17 protein-coding genes and 2 tRNA genes are annotated in these 18852 nt (G+C 60.4%); 10 read left to right on the plus strand and 9 right to left on the minus strand.

Going from position 1 to position 18852, the window contains the following annotated elements; translation table 11 throughout:
- Positions 1 to 15: 15 nt before the first annotated feature.
- From NZ453_RS22095 to NZ453_RS02070, 5 genes are all read left to right on the plus strand, one after another.
- A complete protein-coding gene (locus NZ453_RS22095; RefSeq protein WP_476746524.1) occupies positions 16 to 174 on the plus strand; it encodes a hypothetical protein in 159 nt (52 codons plus the stop codon).
- Between the two features lie 52 nt (positions 175 to 226).
- Positions 227 to 1414 carry a nucleotidyltransferase family protein gene (locus tag NZ453_RS02055; RefSeq protein ID WP_263768640.1) on the plus strand — a complete coding sequence of 396 codons (1188 nt, stop codon included), beginning with the start codon at positions 227 to 229 and terminating at the stop codon, positions 1412 to 1414.
- An 82-nt stretch (positions 1415 to 1496) separates the two neighbouring features.
- Complete coding sequence (rfbA, locus tag NZ453_RS02060; RefSeq protein WP_263768641.1) at positions 1497 to 2384, plus strand: glucose-1-phosphate thymidylyltransferase RfbA; 888 nt, start codon at positions 1497 to 1499, stop codon at positions 2382 to 2384.
- Positions 2381 to 2923, plus strand: coding sequence for a dTDP-4-dehydrorhamnose 3,5-epimerase (gene rfbC, locus NZ453_RS02065; protein WP_263768642.1), 543 nt, complete (start codon positions 2381 to 2383; stop codon positions 2921 to 2923). Before rfbA ends, rfbC begins: the two co-directional genes overlap by 4 nt.
- A 100-nt stretch (positions 2924 to 3023) precedes the next feature.
- On the plus strand, positions 3024 to 4469 hold the full coding sequence (locus NZ453_RS02070; RefSeq protein WP_263768643.1) for a mannose-1-phosphate guanylyltransferase/mannose-6-phosphate isomerase: 1446 nt from the start codon (positions 3024 to 3026) through the stop codon (positions 4467 to 4469).
- 61 nt (positions 4470 to 4530) lie between these two features.
- Here NZ453_RS02070 and NZ453_RS02075 read toward each other — a convergent pair whose 3' ends face one another.
- From NZ453_RS02075 to NZ453_RS02090, 4 genes are all read right to left on the minus strand, one after another.
- Positions 4531 to 5232 carry an alpha/beta hydrolase gene (locus NZ453_RS02075; protein ID WP_338051135.1) on the minus strand — a complete coding sequence of 234 codons (702 nt, stop codon included), beginning with the start codon at positions 5230 to 5232 and terminating at the stop codon, positions 4531 to 4533.
- Positions 5233 to 5382: 150 nt separating this feature from the next.
- Entirely contained in the window at positions 5383 to 6483 is a 1101-nt protein-coding gene (locus tag NZ453_RS02080) for a class I SAM-dependent methyltransferase (RefSeq protein WP_263768644.1), read from the minus strand.
- 8 nt (positions 6484 to 6491) lie between these two features.
- Entirely contained in the window at positions 6492 to 8315 is a 1824-nt protein-coding gene (locus NZ453_RS02085; RefSeq protein WP_263768645.1) for an alpha/beta fold hydrolase, read from the minus strand.
- Positions 8312 to 9523: a glycosyltransferase gene (locus NZ453_RS02090; RefSeq protein WP_263768646.1), complete on the minus strand. Its 1212-nt coding sequence runs from the start codon at positions 9521 to 9523 to the stop codon at positions 8312 to 8314. Before NZ453_RS02090 ends, NZ453_RS02085 begins: the two co-directional genes overlap by 4 nt.
- 618 nt (positions 9524 to 10141) lie before the next feature.
- Here NZ453_RS02090 and NZ453_RS02095 point away from each other — a divergent pair.
- Together NZ453_RS02095 and NZ453_RS02100 are read left to right on the plus strand one after the other, a co-directional pair.
- Complete coding sequence (locus NZ453_RS02095; RefSeq protein WP_263768647.1) at positions 10142 to 11059, plus strand: DMT family transporter; 918 nt, start codon at positions 10142 to 10144, stop codon at positions 11057 to 11059.
- A 162-nt stretch (positions 11060 to 11221) separates the two neighbouring features.
- Positions 11222 to 11662 carry a YciI family protein gene (locus tag NZ453_RS02100; RefSeq protein WP_263768648.1) on the plus strand — a complete coding sequence of 147 codons (441 nt, stop codon included), beginning with the start codon at positions 11222 to 11224 and terminating at the stop codon, positions 11660 to 11662.
- 206 nt (positions 11663 to 11868) lie between these two features.
- Here NZ453_RS02100 and yiaK read toward each other — a convergent pair whose 3' ends face one another.
- From yiaK to NZ453_RS02115, 3 genes are all read right to left on the minus strand, one after another.
- Positions 11869 to 12891 (minus strand): 3-dehydro-L-gulonate 2-dehydrogenase, encoded by a 1023-nt coding sequence (gene yiaK, locus NZ453_RS02105; RefSeq protein WP_263768649.1) that lies wholly within the window; start codon positions 12889 to 12891, stop codon positions 11869 to 11871.
- 305 nt (positions 12892 to 13196) lie between these two features.
- Positions 13197 to 13290, minus strand: a tRNA-Ser gene (locus NZ453_RS02110).
- 47 nt (positions 13291 to 13337) lie between these two features.
- Complete coding sequence (locus NZ453_RS02115) at positions 13338 to 14564, minus strand: aspartate kinase (protein ID WP_263768650.1); 1227 nt, start codon at positions 14562 to 14564, stop codon at positions 13338 to 13340.
- A 252-nt stretch (positions 14565 to 14816) separates the two neighbouring features.
- Between NZ453_RS02115 and NZ453_RS02120 the strand changes: the two genes are divergently transcribed.
- Positions 14817 to 15119, plus strand: coding sequence for a helix-turn-helix domain-containing protein (locus NZ453_RS02120; protein ID WP_263768651.1), 303 nt, complete (start codon positions 14817 to 14819; stop codon positions 15117 to 15119).
- A gap of 13 nt (positions 15120 to 15132) precedes the next feature.
- Here the strand turns inward: NZ453_RS02120 and NZ453_RS02125 are convergent, their stop codons facing one another.
- Positions 15133 to 15966 carry a radical SAM protein gene (locus NZ453_RS02125; RefSeq protein ID WP_263768652.1) on the minus strand — a complete coding sequence of 278 codons (834 nt, stop codon included), beginning with the start codon at positions 15964 to 15966 and terminating at the stop codon, positions 15133 to 15135.
- Between the two features lie 90 nt (positions 15967 to 16056).
- On the opposite strand from NZ453_RS02125, the gene queD reads away from it, so the two are divergent.
- Positions 16057 to 16500: a 6-carboxytetrahydropterin synthase QueD gene (gene queD, locus NZ453_RS02130; protein WP_263768653.1), complete on the plus strand. Its 444-nt coding sequence runs from the start codon at positions 16057 to 16059 to the stop codon at positions 16498 to 16500.
- A gap of 339 nt (positions 16501 to 16839) precedes the next feature.
- Here queD and NZ453_RS02135 read toward each other — a convergent pair.
- Positions 16840 to 16913: transfer RNA gene (locus NZ453_RS02135), tRNA-Thr, on the minus strand.
- A 120-nt stretch (positions 16914 to 17033) separates the two neighbouring features.
- On the opposite strand from NZ453_RS02135, the gene NZ453_RS02140 reads away from it, so the two are divergent.
- Entirely contained in the window at positions 17034 to 18830 is a 1797-nt protein-coding gene (locus NZ453_RS02140; RefSeq protein WP_263768654.1) for a GGDEF domain-containing protein, read from the plus strand.
- Positions 18831 to 18852 lie beyond the last annotated feature (22 nt).

An 18852-nucleotide genomic window follows, 5' to 3' on the forward strand; every position in this document is an offset into this window, starting at 1 on the left:
CTGGAGAACGGGGACATCGTGCATTTCCGCCCCTCGGGCAATGCGCCGGAACTGCGCTGCTATGCCGAGTCGGGCTCGTCCGAGAAAGCCACCGCCCTCGTCCGCGACGGGCTTAGGCGGTTGGCAGCGCGCCGACATGCGGCGTTTCACCTCGCGCCGGCCAGCGTGCAATAAATACTCGCCACCCCGATCAAAGACACATTCGAGAGAAACGAGAGGACAACGAATGGCAAAAGGAATGATTCTGGCCGCCGGCCAGGGAACGCGCGTCCGTCCGCTGACCAAGGACCTGCCCAAGCCGATGGTGCCCATCCTCGGCAAGCCGGTCATGGAGTACCTGATCGAGCATTTGGCGCGGCACGGGGTCACCGACATCATCATCAATGTCGCTTACCACCATCGCCGTATCGAGGAGTATTTCGGCGACGGCCGCCGCTGGGGCGTGAACATCGGCTACGCCTTCGAAGGCGTTTACGACAACGGCGAGATACTGCCCAAACCCAAAGGTTCCGCCGGGGGCATGAAGGCGATCCAGGATTTCAGCGGCTTCTTCGACGAGACGACGCTGGTCCTGTGCGGCGACGCCATCGTCGACCTCGACATCGGCGCCGCGCTGGCCGAGCATCGCCGCAAGGGCGCTCTGGCCAGCGTCGTGGCGCTCGAAGTGCCGCGCGACCAGGTGCAGAACTACGGCATCGTCGTTGCCGATGACGACGGCCGCGTGCGCTCCTTCCAGGAAAAGCCGACACCCGACGAAGCCAAGTCGCAGCTCGCCAGTACCGGCATCTACATCTTCGAACCCGAGGTGCTCGACCTCGTTCCTTCGGGCAAACCATTCGACATTGGCGGCGAACTTTTTCCGTTGTTGATCGAGAAGGATCTGCCGTTCTATGCGCAGGGCCATTCGTTCAACTGGATCGATATCGGGCGCGTCACCGACTACTGGTCAGTCCTGCAGCGCGTTTTGCGCGGCGAAGCGGGCGCGTTCCCCATGCCCGGTCGCGAGGTCAAACCCGGTGTCTGGGTTGGCGTCAACACATCGATCGCCTGGGAAAGCTGCAAGATCGTCGGACCGGTCTATATCGGTTCCAGCGTCCGTGTCGAGCCCGGCTGCTCGATCATCGGACCGGCGTGGATCGGCCATGGCAGCCATCTACGCCGCGATTCGAAGGCGATACGCAGCGTACTGTTCGAGTACACGCGCCTTGGGGAGGCGATGGAGTTCTCGGAGATGATCGTTTCGCCGCGTTACTGCGTCGATCGCCTCGGGCAAACGTTCTTCGCCGGCGATGACCGCAACGAGTTGCGCTGGGGCGATGCCCGGGCGGAACGGCGCCACTTCCAACGCGAGGTCCTAGTCGCCGGGAAGAGGCAAAAGGGCGATAATCGCGCGATCGATCGCCAGTCGGCATGACATTCGCAGCCATCTTTGCGCCGAAGCGGAGCGATCGGCCATTCACCGATTAACCCAAACTCCCTTTCGGAAAGAACTCGTGATGACGAAACGCAAAGGCATCATCCTCGCCGGAGGTTCGGGGACACGTCTCTATCCTGCGACACAAGTGGTCTCGAAACAATTGCTGCCGATCTTCGACAAACCGATGATCTACTACCCGCTGAGTACCCTGCTCCTGGCTGGTATCCGGGACATCCTGGTCATTTCGACGCCGCAAGACACACCACGCTTCGAGCAACTGCTTGGCGACGGCCATCGATTGGGCATCGAGCTCAGCTACGCCGTCCAGCCCTCGCCGGACGGGCTGGCGCAGGCCTTCCTGATCGGCGAATCGTTCATCGGCGGCGACCTGTCGGCGCTCGTCCTCGGCGACAACATCTTCTACGGACACGATTTCGCAACCCTATTGCACGAGGCGAACGCGCAGGCCGAAGGGGCGACGGTCTTCGCCTACGCCGTCAATGATCCCGAGCGCTACGGCGTCGTCGAATTCGACACGACCGGCCATGCGATTAGCCTCGAAGAAAAGCCGAAGCAGCCACGTTCTCGCTACGCCGTGACGGGCCTCTACTTCTATGACCACCATGTCGTCGAACTTGCCAAGTCGATCAAGCCATCGGCACGCGGCGAACTCGAGATCACCGACCTCAATCGCCTCTATCTCGACAGCGGACGGCTGAGCGTCAAGACGATGGGGCGGGGCTATGCATGGCTCGATACCGGCACGCACGAATCGATGCTAGAAGCCGGCCAGTTCATCAACACGATCGAGAGCCGGCAGGGCTTGAAGGTCGCCTGTCCGGAAGAGATCGCCTGGCGCAACGGCTGGATCGACGACGGACAGCTGGAACGCATGGCCCACATCCTCGCCAAGTCGGGCTACGGACAATACTTGCAAGGTTTGCTGCGCGACAGGGTGTTCTCATGAAGATAACGCGGCTTGCCATTCCCGACGTCGTTCTGCTCGAACCGAGAGTTTTCGGTGACGAGCGCGGCTTCTTTTATGAAAGTTTCAACGCGCGCGCCTTTCAGGATGCGACCGGCGTCGACGCCGAGTTCGTTCAGGACAATCATTCGAAGAGCGCCCGCGGCGTGCTACGCGGCCTGCACTACCAGCTGGCGCCGCGGGCGCAAGGGAAACTCGTACGCGCGGTCGTCGGCGAAGTGTTCGACGTCGCCGTCGACCTGCGCCCCGACTCGCCGACACGCGGGCAATGGGTCGGCGACCGGCTCTCGGCCGGGAACAAACGGCAGATGTGGATCCCGGCCGGATTCGCGCATGGCTTTCTTGTGCTCAGCGATACCGCCGAGTTTCTGTACAAGACAACCGACTACTACTCGCCTGCGCACGAGCGCTGCATTGCCTGGAACGATCCGCAGCTGGCTGTGGACTGGCCGCTCCGTGAGCCTCCGGTGCTGTCGGCCAAGGACGCCCAGGGCGTGGCGTTCGGCGAGGCGGAGGTTTAGCACTGAGGAATTCCGCACGGCACACGTTGCGAAACTCGGATAGTTTCGCAACGTGTGTGCCGTCTGCTTTTTCTGGAACCATCAACATGGAGACCGTTGTATGCTGATTCAGCCCGTAGTTCTTTCCGGCGGTTCAGGAACCCGCCTGTGGCCGCTGTCGCGAGAGAAGTATCCGAAGCAGCTGCTGCCGCTGATCTGCGAAGACTCGCTGTTGCAGGCGACGGTGCGACGCGTCGAAAACATCGCCGGCGCTCAGATTGCAGCACCGATGGTCGTGTGCAACGAGGAATACCGCTTCGTCATTGCCGAGCAGCTGCGCCTGATCGGCAAGGAAGGTCCGATCGTACTTGAACCCTTCGGCCGCAACACTGCACCGGCGCTGACCCTCGCTGCCCTCGCCGCCATGCGCGACGGCGGCGATCCGGTCCTGCTCGTGATGCCCGCCGATCACGTCATCATCGACGTTCCGGCCTTCCAGGCCGTCGTTGCGGAGGGGGCGGCGCTCGCCGAAGGGGGCGCCGTGGTGACTTTCGGCATCACTCCCGAGTCGCCGGAAACCGGTTATGGCTACATCCAGGCCGACGGCCCGGCAGGCGAAGGACATGCGGCGACGATCGCGCGCTTCGTCGAGAAGCCCGATCTTGCGACGGCGCAACGTTATCTCGACGCCGGAAACTATCTCTGGAACAGCGGCCTCTTCATGATGAAGGCGTCCGTGTGGTTAGCCGCCATCGAAGCCTGCCGTCCCGATATTCATGCGGCCTGCCGGACGGCATGGGAACGCGGTACGGCGGACGGCGATTTTCTGCGCGTGGACAAGGAGGCGTTCAAGGATTGCCCGTCCGATTCGATCGACTATGCCGTCATGGAACGTATCGCCTCGCGTGAAAAGGAATCGTTGCCCCAAGGGGTGGTCATTCCGCTCGCCGCCGGCTGGTCCGACGTCGGTGCCTGGGATGCGCTGTGGAAGGTGCTCGAAAAGGACGAAGCAGGTAATGTCGCGCAGGGCGACACCTTGCTCCACGACTGCCACAATACGCTGGCCTTCTCGGGCAGCCGCCTCGTCGCCTGCGTCGGCGTCGAAGACCTGATCGTCGTCGAAACGCCGGACGCCGTTCTCATCGCGCACAAGGACAAGACCCAGGACGTGAAGCAAATTGTCGACTCCCTGAAGCGTGACGGCCGCTCCGAAGGGCAGCTGCATCGCAAGGTGTTCCGTCCTTGGGGTTCGTACGACGGCGTCGATTCCGGCGAACGCTTCCTGGTCAAACGCATCGTCGTCAAGCCGGGCGCCAGCCTTTCGCTGCAGATGCACCACCACCGCGCCGAGCACTGGATCGTCGTGCGCGGCACGGCGAAGGTGACGCGCGAGGACGCGAGCTACCTCGTCTCCGAAAACGAGTCCACCTTCATCCCGCTGGGCAAGAAGCATCGGCTCGAGAATCCGGGACGCATTCCGCTCGAGATGATCGAAGTTCAGTCGGGAACCTATCTCGGCGAAGACGACATCGTCCGCTTCGAGGACATCTACGGGCGCTCTGCCTAAGGCGGACCCAGGGGTCTTCCCGCCGGGAAGGCCCGTCCCCGCCTGGCTGACACGGTCAGGACTACTCGCTCTCCGGGAGGCAGTCACCTGCCGCGGCCATTTTGCGTGTTAGCCAAAGGCCGATATCCGTCAGTTCTTCCTGGCACACCGAGTGCGTCATCGAATACGTATGCCACTCGACCGGATAGCCGTGCTGTTGCAGGAAGTTGCGCGCGGCAATGCCAAGGTCGATGGCGACAACCTCGTCGTCGCTGCCATGGCCAGCAAAACAGGCGATCCCGCGATTGGCGGCCGCAGCTTCATGAGCCAACCGGCCCGGCCCTGGAATGTAGGTCGATAATGCGATGACACCGGCCAATCGGTGCGGATAAGTGAGCGCCGTCGTGTAGGCAATCGCGCCGCCCTGCGAAAAGCCAGCTAGAAAGACGCGCTCGCTCGGGACCCCACGCTCGTTCTCGCGTTCGATCAGGCGGCCGACTGCTTCGCATGACGCGCGGATTCCGGGGTCGTCGACATGGCGGCTGCGCGAATCGAGCGACACGATGTCGTACCAGGCACGCATGATGTACCCGCCGTTGCACGTCACCGGAATGTGCGGCGCATGCGGAAAGACGAAACGAATCGGGTATTCGGCAGGTAGCTGCAGCTCCTCCACGACGGGCACAAAGTCCGACCCGTCGGCTCCCAAACCGTGCAGCCAGATGATGGAGAACCGTGGCGATTCGCCTGTCTCCATTTCGATCGCGGGTAACAAAGGCTCCACGAATACCTCCCGATGCGTTACCGAAGGACAACAGCTTCTGAGCGACGTTAGCACACCGTCAGCGCCTGCTGTAGCCCCTCGCCCGTCAGAAAACGCGGTAGCCGCCGGAATGCGGCGTTCACGCAACGTTCGATCGGCGCAATACGCGCGTCAGCTCACTTTCTCGAAACGCAACAACGAGTGGCATATACCGAGACCATCCCGAATATCTGCCAGACGCAAGCCGTTACGCTCGGCACAAGCGACCACCGGCGCCGATTCATGCATCTTGCTGTTGCCGCTCGCCATCGACGTGAAATAAGGCGATGTGTTGATCAGGCAGTAGCTGGCAATGCCGTACTTCTGGCGGTCCCAGAAGGTGTCGAGAACCCAGACCGAGCCTCCGTCGGCGAGCGAATCCGTCGCCCGCCGGAAGATTTCGCCAACGGTATCAAGGCTGAAACAAGTCAGGAACTGGCTCATCCAGACGGCGTCGGCGTTGCCGGGAAATGCGGCGTTCGTATCCAGAATGTCAATCGGATACAACGTAGCCCGCTCAATCAGCCCTCGGTCTTCCAGCGCCGCCCTCGCACGTTCGAGTTGGATCGGGAGATCGAGCAAGGTGACACGAACCTCCGGATCGTGCAGTAGGCACTGCGAGGCCCACTTCCCCGTATTGGCTCCGATGTCCACGAGATGCCGCGGATGCCGCGCAAACACGTATTCGAGTGCATCGGCGAACGCCGAGTCCGAATAATAGTGATCAAAATTGAACCAGCTCGTACGCGCCGGTTCCGGCAGTTCGGAGAGTCCCTCATAGATCGTGGCCCAGTCGCCAAGCGCCTTCAGCCCAAGCGGCTTTTCCTCACGTAGCGACTCGTCTAGCATGAACAAGCCTTTGTAACAGACATCGTGGATGTAATCGATGTTGATCTGCGTAAGCTCGTCATGAAGAACGTTGTCGCCGACACGGGTCAGCGTGTAGCGCCCATCGACGCGCTTGACGACGCCTGCCGACAGCGCCGTTTCCAGTACGACGGAAATCGCGTAGGCCGACAAGGCAACGCTCTTCGCCAGTGTGCCAACCTCGGCACCCGGCGCTCCAGCCTCCTCGATGTGTTTGAGCAGGCCACTCTTCCATGCTGTGCGCACGCATTGGAATACGACCGGGCCAAAGGCAATGCGCTGAGCTTCGAACCGGGCGGGCAGCCCTCGCAAGCGGGCGGGTTCGAACTCGAAAATTTCGGGGGATCGATCGACAGTGGTATCCATGGTGTTCCTTAGAATCTGGGGCAGGCAAGGCAGGCCGCCGGCGGATCATCGCCAAGCATGCGTTGACGGTGTCGGATCATCGCCGGGCCGTTCCACCAGGCGTGCAGCGGCTGCCGATGAATGTTGCCGATAACTTCCGTGGGTTGGCAGTCACACAGCGTTATGTCGCCGTCTACGCCGACGGGAATGCTCTGCCAAGGAGAGGTACAGCGCGCACGCCGCGTCGAACGTTGCGCCACTTGGTAGCCGCGCGTAACGAGGAAATCCAGGTAACGTTGTTCGAGCGCGAACTCCTCCAAGGCATGCACGGAGAGTATGGGCAGGCCCCGCGCCACGGCTTTCCTAAGTGTCTTGCGTAGCCGCCGGTTTTGCGCGTCGTCCAGCGTTTGGTGCAACGAGCGTGCTTGATTGGAGGCGAAGTTGAGATCGCTCACCATCAAGGCGTCGAATTGATGGTCGGCGGCGAAATCGACAACGGCATCGAACTCGTCCAATGTATCGGCCGCAAGCGCGGTAAACGCCGAGACGCCAAGCCCTGGATTTAGGGTGCGGCGAGCTTCAATTAAGTTGGCCACATTCCGCCGGAATTCTGCTACATCGCACCCTGTACGGACCCGATCGGCGCTCGCCTGCGTCACGGCGTCGAGGCTCACCGTAATCGCGGACAACCCGGAACAACAAAGCGCCTGCGCTTTGTCAACCGTCAGCACCGTTCCGTTGGTGACCAACCCGACGCGACGGCCGGATGCAACGGCGAGTCCGATGAAGTCGATCGCCTCCGGGTGCAACAGCGGCTCGCCGAGGCCGACAAGGACGACCCGATAGGCATGGGGAAGATGGTCGAGCACTTTAACAAAATCGTCCTTGCTCATAAACCGAGACTTCGTTTTCAGTTGCGTCCGCGCGCAAGCCGGGCAGCCGAGGTTACACCGCGTTGTGATCTCGATGTTCGCCACGGTCGGCTCGCCCGCCATCTCCGGCACCGGGCGGAATTCCTTGCCGCATGCGCTTCGAGCAGCCGGGCTAAACCCAAGATGTCTTGCAGAGTCCGGCCAGGCGGTGACGAACGATTTTAGAGGCGGCACCATTTCGAACGACGTCGAGAGCCTCGTAGACGTTTGCGCTTGATGGCGGCGGGCGGCATCGTCTATGGCTCGACAAACGACGTCGATCGCCACGTCCGCTCCCGTACCGGAAAACAGGTGATGTTTGGCGTCCGCGATCCGTACCTGTCTGTGCGGTACGGTTCTCAGGAGGTCACCCCACTGGCTCGTCGCTGCAACGGGTACGAGTTCATCGGCTTCGCCCTGCACGATGAGCACCGGCGACGGTACGGCGAGCGGAGCATGCCGAGCAAGACGGTTAATCATGCTCACCAGTTCACCGACGTCATGCAGATATGTCGTGCGCGATTCCGTGTGTAACGCCCAACGTTGCGCGTAGCCGAGGTCGATCACCGGCGGCGTAGCACACAGAACAAGCAGATCAAGGTCGCTCAAGCTTCCCGGGTCACCAGCAAGGCGACGCGAGATCTCAGCCAGGAGAAGGCTGCCGCCGGTCGAGTGCCCAAGCAGAATCAGCCGGCGGCCGCGACTCCGTAGCATGTCGATCGTGGAGCCAATGACGTCCAGGCACGCGTCTTTGTCGAACGGTGGAATTTCAGTCCCATCCTCATGAGCGGGCAGGCGAACGGCGTGGACCGAGTCCGGACCGAAGCGCTCGGTCAGTGCAGACTCCAGCCGGGAGAGATCCGACGCACGGCCAAGATAGCCATGCACCAGAACCACAGTAAACGGGTCGGTCCGGCCACTTTCGTCGGCTTGCCGGTTCATCGATCCTCCAGCACAGTCGCGAGTTGCTCGGCACCCCGATATCCAGACTGTGTCCGCGCCGCCTCTTCGAGGCGTCGATGCAACCCATCGCTGGCAAGAAACGCGGCCATCTCATCGGCAAGGATGTCGATCGGTCGCTCCAGGAACGCATCAAGGTTATGGCTGGCTCGGCCTCCGAAAACGTTACCGCGCAGCAGGCGCGTCCCACACCCCATTCGTTCCAAACAGCGGCCGTTCTGCGCCTGTTCAGGTTGCATCGGCAGAACGAAAACCGGCACGCGTGCGCTCAACGCTTCGAAAATCAATCCTTGCCCGCCATGGCAAACGACGAGGCTGGCACGCGGCAACGCGACCTCGACGGGCAGGAAGTCGAACACGGCCAGCCGCAACGGATCCGGCGGTAGGTCGACCAGCACGGGCCGCCCGCCGAGCGCGATGGCCACGGAATAACCGATGTTCCACAAGGCCCGCACAAGGTGCGTTAGCCACTCGGGCGGCATGTCTCCGGTACCGAAGGCTACGTAAGCCACCGGTCCTTTCAGCGTATCGAGTTCGTTCCCACGGAGCTTAGGCGTCGGCCATTTGGTCCACAACACCGGCCCCACATGATGGAAACCCGGTGTGGCCGGCAAAGGCTGGAATTCGGGATAGTCCCAAAGGTAGGTACGGTGGCCGACGAGGAGTTGCCACGCATCGTCCACAGGTGGCAGGCCGAACGACGAGAAAACCGGATGCAGACGCTGTGCGCAGGTGCGACGAAAGAACCGCAGCGCCTTGCTCTGCTCCTCCTCACCCGGTTCGCCCGGTTCGAAGCCGAGAACATCGGGACACGCCGGCGTCATGCAACCGCAGATCAGCGAGTCGTAGGGGATCCCGGTCAGCGCCGCGGAGAGCGGACCAGTGAAACGGAACACGCCGAGAACCACGTCTGGCCTAAGCCGGTTCAGCAAGTCGACTTCGGCGCGCACACACGCTTCGAAACGTTCGGGACGAAACCAAGAAAAACAGGGCAACGGTGCCCCACTGGCTTCTTGGATATCCGGCAGGATGACGTACCGCCGTTCATCAATGCTTTCGAGGAAGGATGCACGCGCGGCCGACACGGCGAGGTGGACTTCATGCCCTCGGGCCTCAAGTTGCTCCCGCAGCGCCAACCCTTTGGCGATGTGCGACAGAGTGTTGTTGCAGGGCGTAACAAGAATCTTCATGCGCGGCACTCGCATAAGCCAAGTCCGCCGGCAGTTTCTGCGTCAACCTGAGGTAGCGGCTGACACTGCGGCCGAAATAGCGAAATTGAAGCAAGCTCGGCACGGTTGCATAGGCGAGCGAACCGATGGTTTCGGCGCGCTGATTCTCGGCGGGTCTCCCTGTTCACACGAGCTTTCTTCTTTTGTTGATTGTGTGGGCTTGGCTTATTTGACGCGCCATTCCAACAGAGCGCCTATGCGGCCAAGGTGTCGGCTCGCCGATCGAAGGTCGGATGGTGTGAACAAAGCCAAGAACGCCGCGTCGCTGCAAAACCCGAGGCCGGATTGTACTCGATCAGTGAAAACGCCGTCTTCACGCGGGTTGCCATGGGTCGGCAACACTCCGCATTGGCGACCTTGATGCCCTTTCGTCCCGGCAGCAACGACAGAAACGCAAGGGACTAAGGAAATGGAGCCGGGATTGCGGCATAATTCCATGCTTTACAAACGATGGGCGCAAACGAAAGATTTGCCCCGTCAAGAAGGTGCCGACCGGGAAACGGGCCGGCCAGATGACCGTGTGCCTCGTAAATCCGCCGCCCCGCCGGGGCGTCACCTCTTTCTCGCCGTGCTGCCGTCATGAGTAAGTCTCGCCGCAGCGCTCCGCAAGTTTCCAAAGGCGTGTCAATGGTCATGGTCGCCGTCGCCATCTTTTCTCTTGGCGACCTGCTGGCGAAATACCTCACCCGCTTCTACCCCATTCCGCTCATCGTCTGGGCGCGATTCACCTTCCACCTTCTGCTGGTCGTCGCCGTGCTTGGCCCTCGTTACCGTTGGGCGCTGGTCCGCACACGACACCTGGGGACCCAAATCGCCCGCGGTCTGCTCCTCGTCCTCGGCTCGGTCTTCTTCGTCAGCGCGCTAAAGTTCATGCCGCTGGCGGAATCCACAGCCATTGCCTACCTTGCACCGCTGATTGTCACGCTGATGTCGGTCGTCTTCCTCAAGGAACGCGTCGAATTCGCCCGCTGGGTGGCCGTGTTTGTGGGCTTCGCCGGTGTGCTGACGATCATCCGCCCGGGAAGCAGCGTTTTCAGTTGGGCCGTGTTGCTGCCCATCGGAAACGCGCTGGCCTTCGCGTCGTACCAGATTCTTACGCGCCGTATCGCCGGGCTCGAAAGCCCGTACACGTCGATTTTCTACGCCGGGCTCGTGGGCTCGGTGCTCTCGCTGCTGTCCTTGCCCAGCGTGGCGATGCCGCTACAGTCGCCCTATCACGCGATAGCCTTCGCGGGACTCGGTATGCTGGGCGGTCTGGGGCACCTGATTCTGATCAAGGCCTACGAGCACGCGCCGGCATCACGCTTGGCGCCTTTCAGCTACTCGCAACTTATCTGGGTTGCCGCCATCGGCTTCTTCGCGTTCGGGGATTTTCCTGACGGCTGGTCGCTGCTCGGGATCGGCATCCTGGTCGGTAGCGGGATCTACATCGCAAGGCATCAGCGCCGCACGGAGCAGGAGCAACGGATGATCGAGGAACCGCCGGACACGCCTTGATCCCGGCGCGAACTCCCTGCTCCGCATGACCGATCGCTTTCCGGGTTCCTATTCGCTCCTGGCATTCCTCGCTCGCCCTTGCGGCGGATGTCGATATCGCATTCTCTGAATCGTCGTATGCCTGAGGCAGCGGCTTTCGCCGCGTCGATCAAGGAGACCAACATGCGATTCATGATACTGATCAAGGCTGGCCAGGACAGCGAAGCGGGTGTGATGCCAAGTGAGCAGCAACTTGCTGAAATGGGGCAATTCAACGAGGCTCTGGCGAGGGCGGGCGTTCTAGAGGCAGGCGAAGGCTTGCGGCCGAGTTCGAAAGGTGCCCGGGTGCGTTTTTCCGGGGCCGAGCGTGTCGTCACGCGCGGGCCTTTCCCGGAGTTGAACGAACTCATTGCCGGGTTCTGGATATGGAAGTGCGCTTCTCTAGAGGAGGCGATCCAGTGGGTAAAACGCTGTCCCAATCCGATGCCGAACGACTCAACAATCGAGATTCGGCAGGTATTCGAGGCCGACGACTTCGGCGAAGCGCTTACGCCAGAACTGCGAGAACGAGAAGCAAAACTGCGGGCGCAAACGGCTCAACAATCGGCCGGTCGGCAGCATTGAGGCCGCCCAATCGGGCAGGCACTCGGCGATGCTGCGTTTTTGTAGTTGTCCGTCGGTGATCAGCCATCCTCCGGGAGCCTGAACGCGTGCCAACACCGCACGCGAGGTTCCCGGCAAGACAGAGACCGAGCGTCTTGGGCAAGCACGTCAGTCCACGCCACGGTGTCCCCGATTTACGAAGATAGCCCCTCCGCTGGGAGGCAGCGTCAGCCCTCCCGGCCGGCCAGCTTCAGTACCTCGGCCCATACACCGTCGTCGACGATGATGCCATTCGCCCGCTGATCGGCGCGGATGCGGAGCGTGGACTGTCCGGGGTACCGAACTTCCCGACCGTCTTCAGCCGGAACCGATCCGTTCACATAGTCGGCTACGCTATCGGCCACTTGATCCGTGAAGTCTTCCCCGCCCAACTGCCGGGGGTCGAAGACGATGAACACTTGCGAACAACCCGTGCAGCTGCCTCGGCCGATTTGGTCGATGCGGTTGGTGGGTAGGCCCTCCGAAAGAACAGCGGCCAGCGTGTCGAGAAGAATGGCAAAAGCCGACCCCTTCCAGTATCCCGTTGGCAAGATGCGCATCGACTGCTCGATCGGCCCCGGTTCCGACGTCAGATTTCCATCCTTGTCGAAACCGCCCGGATAAGGCAGTTTCTCCCCCTTAAGACGCGTTACCTGAAGCTTTCCGTATGAATACTGGGACATCGCCATGTCGAGAACGATGTGCCCCTTCTTGCGGGGAACGGCCATTACGAAAGGGTTGTTTCCCAGGCGCGGATTCTTTCCCCCCCAGGAAGGCATGCACGATTCCGTATTCGTCCAGCTGATTGCCACAAAGCCCTTGTCGGCAGCGCGCCAGCCGTACGTTCCTCCCCGCATCCAGTGGGTTGTGTTCCTCAAAGTCACGATCCCAACGCCATTCTCCGCGGCAATGGCCATCGCCCGGTCAGTGGCAAAGAACGCGTTCAGTATCCCCGGCCCGTAGCCGCCGTCATAGATCTCGATGACGCCGAGCTTCTTCACCGGCGCCGGCTTCGCCTTGGCGTCGACCCACCCGCGCTGCAGATAATCGACGAAGCGCGCGACGCGGTTCAAGCCGTGCGAATAAACGCCGTCACAACTCGATTCGGTGTGCACGCGGGCACAAGTCTCCGCGTCGCTCTGGTTCATGCCTGCGCGCACGAAGGCATCGGTCACGACTTCGTACATGCTCTCAAACGGGATACGCGTCATTTGTGCTCCAAGGATTTTCGGGGTTACACCGCCCCGGTTGTTGGGACGATCGATGGGGATTCTTGTTGGGCAAAACAAGCCCGGAACTTGCCCGGCATACCGCACTCATGGATGCTTCTGGCCACAACTCGCTTTGGAAGGCAAGAATAGTGGATTTCAGGGCGGCTACCATACTAGCAATCCGATTCCAGACCGGTCAAACGCTAGCCTACGTGATAAGGCACTCGTGCTTGAAATGTGAGCTCGGCGGCACACGCGAAACAAAAAAACCCGCAGAGCCATAAGCCGTGCGGGTTTTTCTTTACTGGCGGAGACGGAGGGATTCGAACCCTCGATTCAGGTTTATGCCCGAATGCTCCCTTAGCAGGGGAGTGCCTTCGACCTCTCGGCCACGTCTCCGGAAGGGCGCGATAATAGCGTTTCCGCCACGCCCGGTCAAACGGTCGTCAGTCCGCCTGATCAAGGCCGAACGTCTTGTGCAGCACGCGGACGGCCAGTTCCAGATACTTCTCTTCGATGACGACCGAAATCTTGATTTCTGAGGTCGAGATCATTTGAATATTGATGCCTTCTGCGGCGAGGACGCCGAACATCTTGCTCGCGACGCCCGGGTGCGAACGCATACCGACACCAACGGCTGACACCTTGCACATCTTGTTGTCACCGACGACACCGCGCGCGTTCAACTTCCCTGCGCTCTCGTTGAGAATCTTCAGCGCCTTGTTGTAATCGCCTCGCGTAACGGTGAACGAGAAATCGGTCGAACCGTCATGCCCGAGGTTCTGTATGATCATGTCAACATCGATGTTGGCGTCAGCGATGGGTCCCAGGATCTGGTAGGCGATACCTGGCCGATCGGGAACTCCGAGCACGGTGAGCTTGGCTTCGTCGCGATTGAAGGCGATCCCGGAAATAATCGGTTGTTCCATTTGCTTTTCTTCCTCAACAGTGATCAGTGTGCCTTCGCCCTCATCCTGGAAGCTGGAAAGCACGCGCAGTTTGACTTTGTATTTACCGGCAAACTCGACCGAGCGAATCTGGAGAACCTTCGAGCCCAGACTGGCCATCTCGAGCATCTCTTCGAAGGTGATCGTATCGAGCTTCCGAGCCTCGGGAACGACACGCGGATCGGTCGTGTAAACACCGTCCACGTCGGTATATATCTGGCATTCATCAGCGTTCAGTGCCGCGGCCAGTGCAACGGCTGAGGTATCCGAACCGCCGCGGCCAAGCGTGGTGATGTTTCCATCCTCGTCGGCACCCTGGAAACCGGCGACCACGACAACGTAATCATCGGCGAGATCCTTGCGGATCTTGTCGTCGTCGATCTGGAGGATGCGGGCTTTCGTAAACGTGCTGTCAGTCAAGACGCGCACTTGCGGCCCCGTGTAGCTTTTCGCTTTCAAGCCCTCTTCGTGCAGCGCCATGGAAAGCAAACCGATGGTGACCTGTTCCCCGGTCGACGCGATCACGTCGAGTTCGCGTGGATCGGGAGTCGCGGATATTTCCTTCGCCAGCCCGATAAGCCGGTTGGTTTCACCCGACATGGCCGAGGGCACCACAATGATGTCATGCCCCTCTTTTTTCCACCGTGCGACGCGTTTTGCCACGTTCTTGATGCGGTCAGTGGTGGCAACCGACGTACCCCCAAACTTCTGAACTATCAGAGCCAATTCATACTCCAAATGCGAGTCACGAAAGTCGTTGATTCTACCCGATTGTTTGCTTGATCTAGCAAGTAATTTTCGGAGTTTTTGGTCGTCGAAGGAACGGGCTTTTTCGGGCCCGGGCATGCCACTTGCAATCGTTTATGTGCTTGTTCTATACTGTCATCACTATTACCAAAGTTATATATCAATGATCATATTTCGGGGATAAAAACCTCGACTTCCACAGGGCAAGAAGCCAAAAACGAAAGGACGAACATGAACACCTCAAAAGCCGCCGAGAAGACCGATCCGCGAGAGATTCGCCGCAAGCTCGGTCTGAATCAACAGCAGTTCTGGTCGAAAATCGGAGTAACCCAGAGTGGTGGCTCGCGTTATGAAAGCGGCCGTAATATGCCGCGGCCCGTACGCGAGTTGCTGCGCCTCGTGCATGTCGAGCAGATCGACATTCAACGGATCAAGCGCGAAGACCTTGACGTCATTGACTATCTGAAGAGCGAAGAGTCGGACCTTTACAAACAGCTGAAGAAGTCTGCCAAGGCCAAGAAGAAGGCGGGTTGATTTAGCGTCGGCGTCAGGGATTGGCAACCACCTTGACGCCAAGCGAAGCAATAGCTTTGGCATAACTGTGGAAGATATCCAGAGACGGCTTCGATAGTTTTTCGGCATCAGGTTGCATCGAGGGGCGTGCCAGACCGTAAAGGTGCACGCCCCTGATTTTTTCCCTGACCGAAGCGATCAATTCTAGATAGGCGGCCTGCTCCGCTGCGTCCGGGACCACACCGTCGATCGCGAAGTAGCAAGTCTGAACCCAGGTCGGCGCGAGTTCAGCACATTTGAGCAGCGACGCGCGAACCTTCTCCGGATCGAGATTCACTTTGTTGACCTGCGCAGCTCCTGCCGAGGTCGCGCGGTCCACCTTGAACCAGACCTCACCATCTAGGGTTCCAATATCCGCGATGCCTGCGCACACATCGGGACGATGCATGAGGCTGCCGTTCGTAATCAAGCGGATCTTCACCGTATCCACGAGACCGAAATCGCGCAGAACCAAGGCCACACGGCCAACGGCGGGTGCGAACTCTGCCGCGCTCGTCGGCTCCCCATTCCCCGAGAAAGCCACATCCACGAGTCGGCGAGCGCCTTCCGGGACGTGTTTCTCCATGAAGTCACCGCTGGTGGTCCTTTCGAGAAACGTGCGCAATTCCCCCTCGAGGAGTTCAAGGTCAACGGGAGGCGGCCCGCCTCGTTTGAGGTCGGGCACCTGACAATACACGCAGGCCCAGTTGCAGGCGTTATTGACGTTCAGATTGACGCCCACCGAAACGCCTCCGGCACGCCTCGACACGACCGGATAAACGTACTTCATTCCCGCACTATCGCGACTGTGGTCGCTGACACCCAGCATATTCCAACTCCTCAACGATCCGGCTCCGGCAAAAGGGAGCTCACCTGCCAATGATATAATCCGCAGCGTTTTTTCTCCCCCGTTTTCCCGATGCTCATCACGCGCCGTCTGGAGTTCGACGCCGGTCACCGCATTCCCGATCACCGCAGCCAATGCCGCCATCTCCATGGCCATCGCTACGCGATCGAGATTACCTTGTCCGGCAATATCATTGCCCAGCCTGGCGACCCGGCCAATGGAATGGTGATGGACTTCTCGGAAATCAAGACCTTGGCCCGCCGGCATCTGGTCGACCTCTGGGACCATGCGTTTCTCGCCTATGAGGGAGATAACGCGGTCGTAGACTTCCTCAATACTTTGCCCGGCCACAAAACAGTGGTGCTCGATTGCATTCCAACGGCCGAGAACCTCGTTGAACGGGCCTTTGCGATTCTCGACGGAGTATACAAGGACACGTACGGCAATGCCTTGCGCCTGGAGCGCGTCCGTCTGTACGAGACACCGAACTGCTGGGCCGACGCCGTTCGAAGTTAGCCTAGGGTCGTTGGCTTTGGCGGTTGCCGGGCTTTCGTCTACTCCGTTTTACGCCTCAAAGTCGTCGCCACAGCGTGCGGGCTGATAATCTCCGCAATCAGTGTCGAGGAACAGCCATGGGCCGTGGCAATCCTTGCGTCCCGGGCGGCATCTCTGCCTTCTTTGCTATGATGCAACATACTGCGGCGGCGAGAGGCGTCTGCATTTCTGCTGAAGCTGGATAACAAAGGAAAGTGGCGCCAAGAAGCGCCAGCACTGGAAACACGGGGAACAGAACGGGAAAGAAGCACGCAGACGGCGTGCTCAGCTTGCCGGCCGGCCAATGCAGCATGGCTGGACTGGTGCCCCCGGTCGGAATCGAACCAACACCTGATGATTACAAATCAACTGCACGACCTTCATGCTACGGGGGCGGGCCGTATGGCCGAGGCGCGAATTATAGCCGAAGCGTCTGGGGCTCGCATGCTCTGCGAGAAGGACTAGCGTCGGCCGGAACAAGTCGACCGCGTCGCTCGGTACAACAATCAAACACCATGGCAAACCCATCGAATCCATCAGAAATCGCGCGCGAAACGCTCAAGCAGTTGATGGTGCGGCGTTTGGCCCCGTCGCCAGACAACTACCTGGCGATCTATAACGAGATCGCCGGAGTCACCGATAAAAGCGCGGAAGCCTTCCCGGAACGCGAACTGAAGAGCCTGTTGCTCGCCCTGCCAAAAGAAACGCCCGTTCAGCAGCGCCTCGCCCGCGAACTCGACCAGGCGTTGAAGACGGCCAATTGGGAGGACTACCGCAAAGGCTTGGTCGACTTCATCGTCGAGCACAGCGCCGAATCGGATCTGGTGTGGAATGACCTGATCGCCGACTTGCTACGCCAATGGGACGCGAAGCAGAGCGGCTTGACGCCAGCACGCAAGCGCGAATCACTTGAGCGCGTGCTGAACACTGCCAAGAACAACGAACTGCTTTTCTCTCGCCTGCAGAATCTGACCAAGTCGTGGTCGCTCAACGAGCCCGCCGCGGATTCCATCGAGGTGGCGGATTCGACGTCAGACACTGAGACCGAAGGGGCAATGGCCTCCCCCGTACAGACTGCCACGCCGGCAACGGGCCCGCTGAGCCGCGCGAGCGAACTGCTCCCCGAGTTGCGCGACATCTTCGCCTACACACTGGAAACCGTCGTCGCCACACAACTCGATGACGAGCCCGAATTGGCCAATCAGGTCAAGGCGCTCGCCGCCTCCGCGCGCAAGGCATCGACGATCAAGGCGATGAACGATCTGCTCGCCGAGATCAAACGCTTCGCCTTCCGTCTTGAATTCCTAGCCGAGGATCGCAACGAGCTGCGCACAGGACTCCTCAAGCTGCTGCAACTCGTGATCGAAAACGTCAGCGAGCTCGTCATCGACGACGGTTGGATGAGCGGCCAAGTCGCGGTCGTGCGCGACATCGTCGCCAAGCCGATGAACCTGCGCATGGTCACCGACGCCGAGCACCGGCTCAAAGAGGTCATCTTCAAGCAAAGCCAGTTGAAGCACAGCCTGGTTGAAGCCAAGGAAGCGCTCAAGCAGATGCTCGCCGGCTTCGTGGACCACCTCGCCGAGTTCGCCGACTCCACGTCGGATTACCACGACAAGATCGAAGTCTGCGCAGAAAAGATCAGCAAGGCAAATGACATTTCCCAACTGGAAAACGTGCTCGCCGAGGTGATCAAGGAAACGCGAATCATCCAGCTCAACGCGCAGCGGTCGCGTGACGATCTGCGTCTTACACGGGAGCGTGTCGAAGCCGCCGAGCGGCGCGTCAACGAACTGCAGCAGGAACTCGACAAGGCCAGCACCCTCGTCCGGCACGATCAGTTGACGGGCTCGCTGAACCGAAAAGGACTCGAGGAAACCTTCGAGGTCGAAGTGGCACGGGCGCAGCGGCGGAAATCGCCTTTGTGCGTCGCGCTCCTCGATATCGACAACTTCAAGAAGCTCAACGACACCCTCGGCCACGATGCCGGCGACGCAGCGCTGATCCACTTGGTCAGCGTCGTCCGCGAAACGCTGCGGCCGCAGGACACGCTCGCCCGCTTCGGCGGCGAGGAGTTCGTCATCCTGCTGCCCGACACGCCGGTCGAAGACGCCACCAAGGCCCTCGTGCGCCTGCAGCGCGAACTCACCAAGCGGATCTTCCTCACCGACAACGAGAAAATCCTCATCACTTTCAGCGCCGGGGTTACCGAGTACCGAACCTCAGATACGCAGGCGACGGTCACGAAGCGTGCCGACGAGGCCATGTACGCAGCAAAGAAGGCGGGTAAAAACCGGGTAATATCGGCCTAGATAATCGGCGCCCGGCAACTCG

This window comes from Propionivibrio soli (assembly GCF_025770765.1).
Taxonomy (GTDB): Bacteria; Pseudomonadota; Gammaproteobacteria; order Burkholderiales; family Rhodocyclaceae; genus Propionivibrio; species Propionivibrio soli.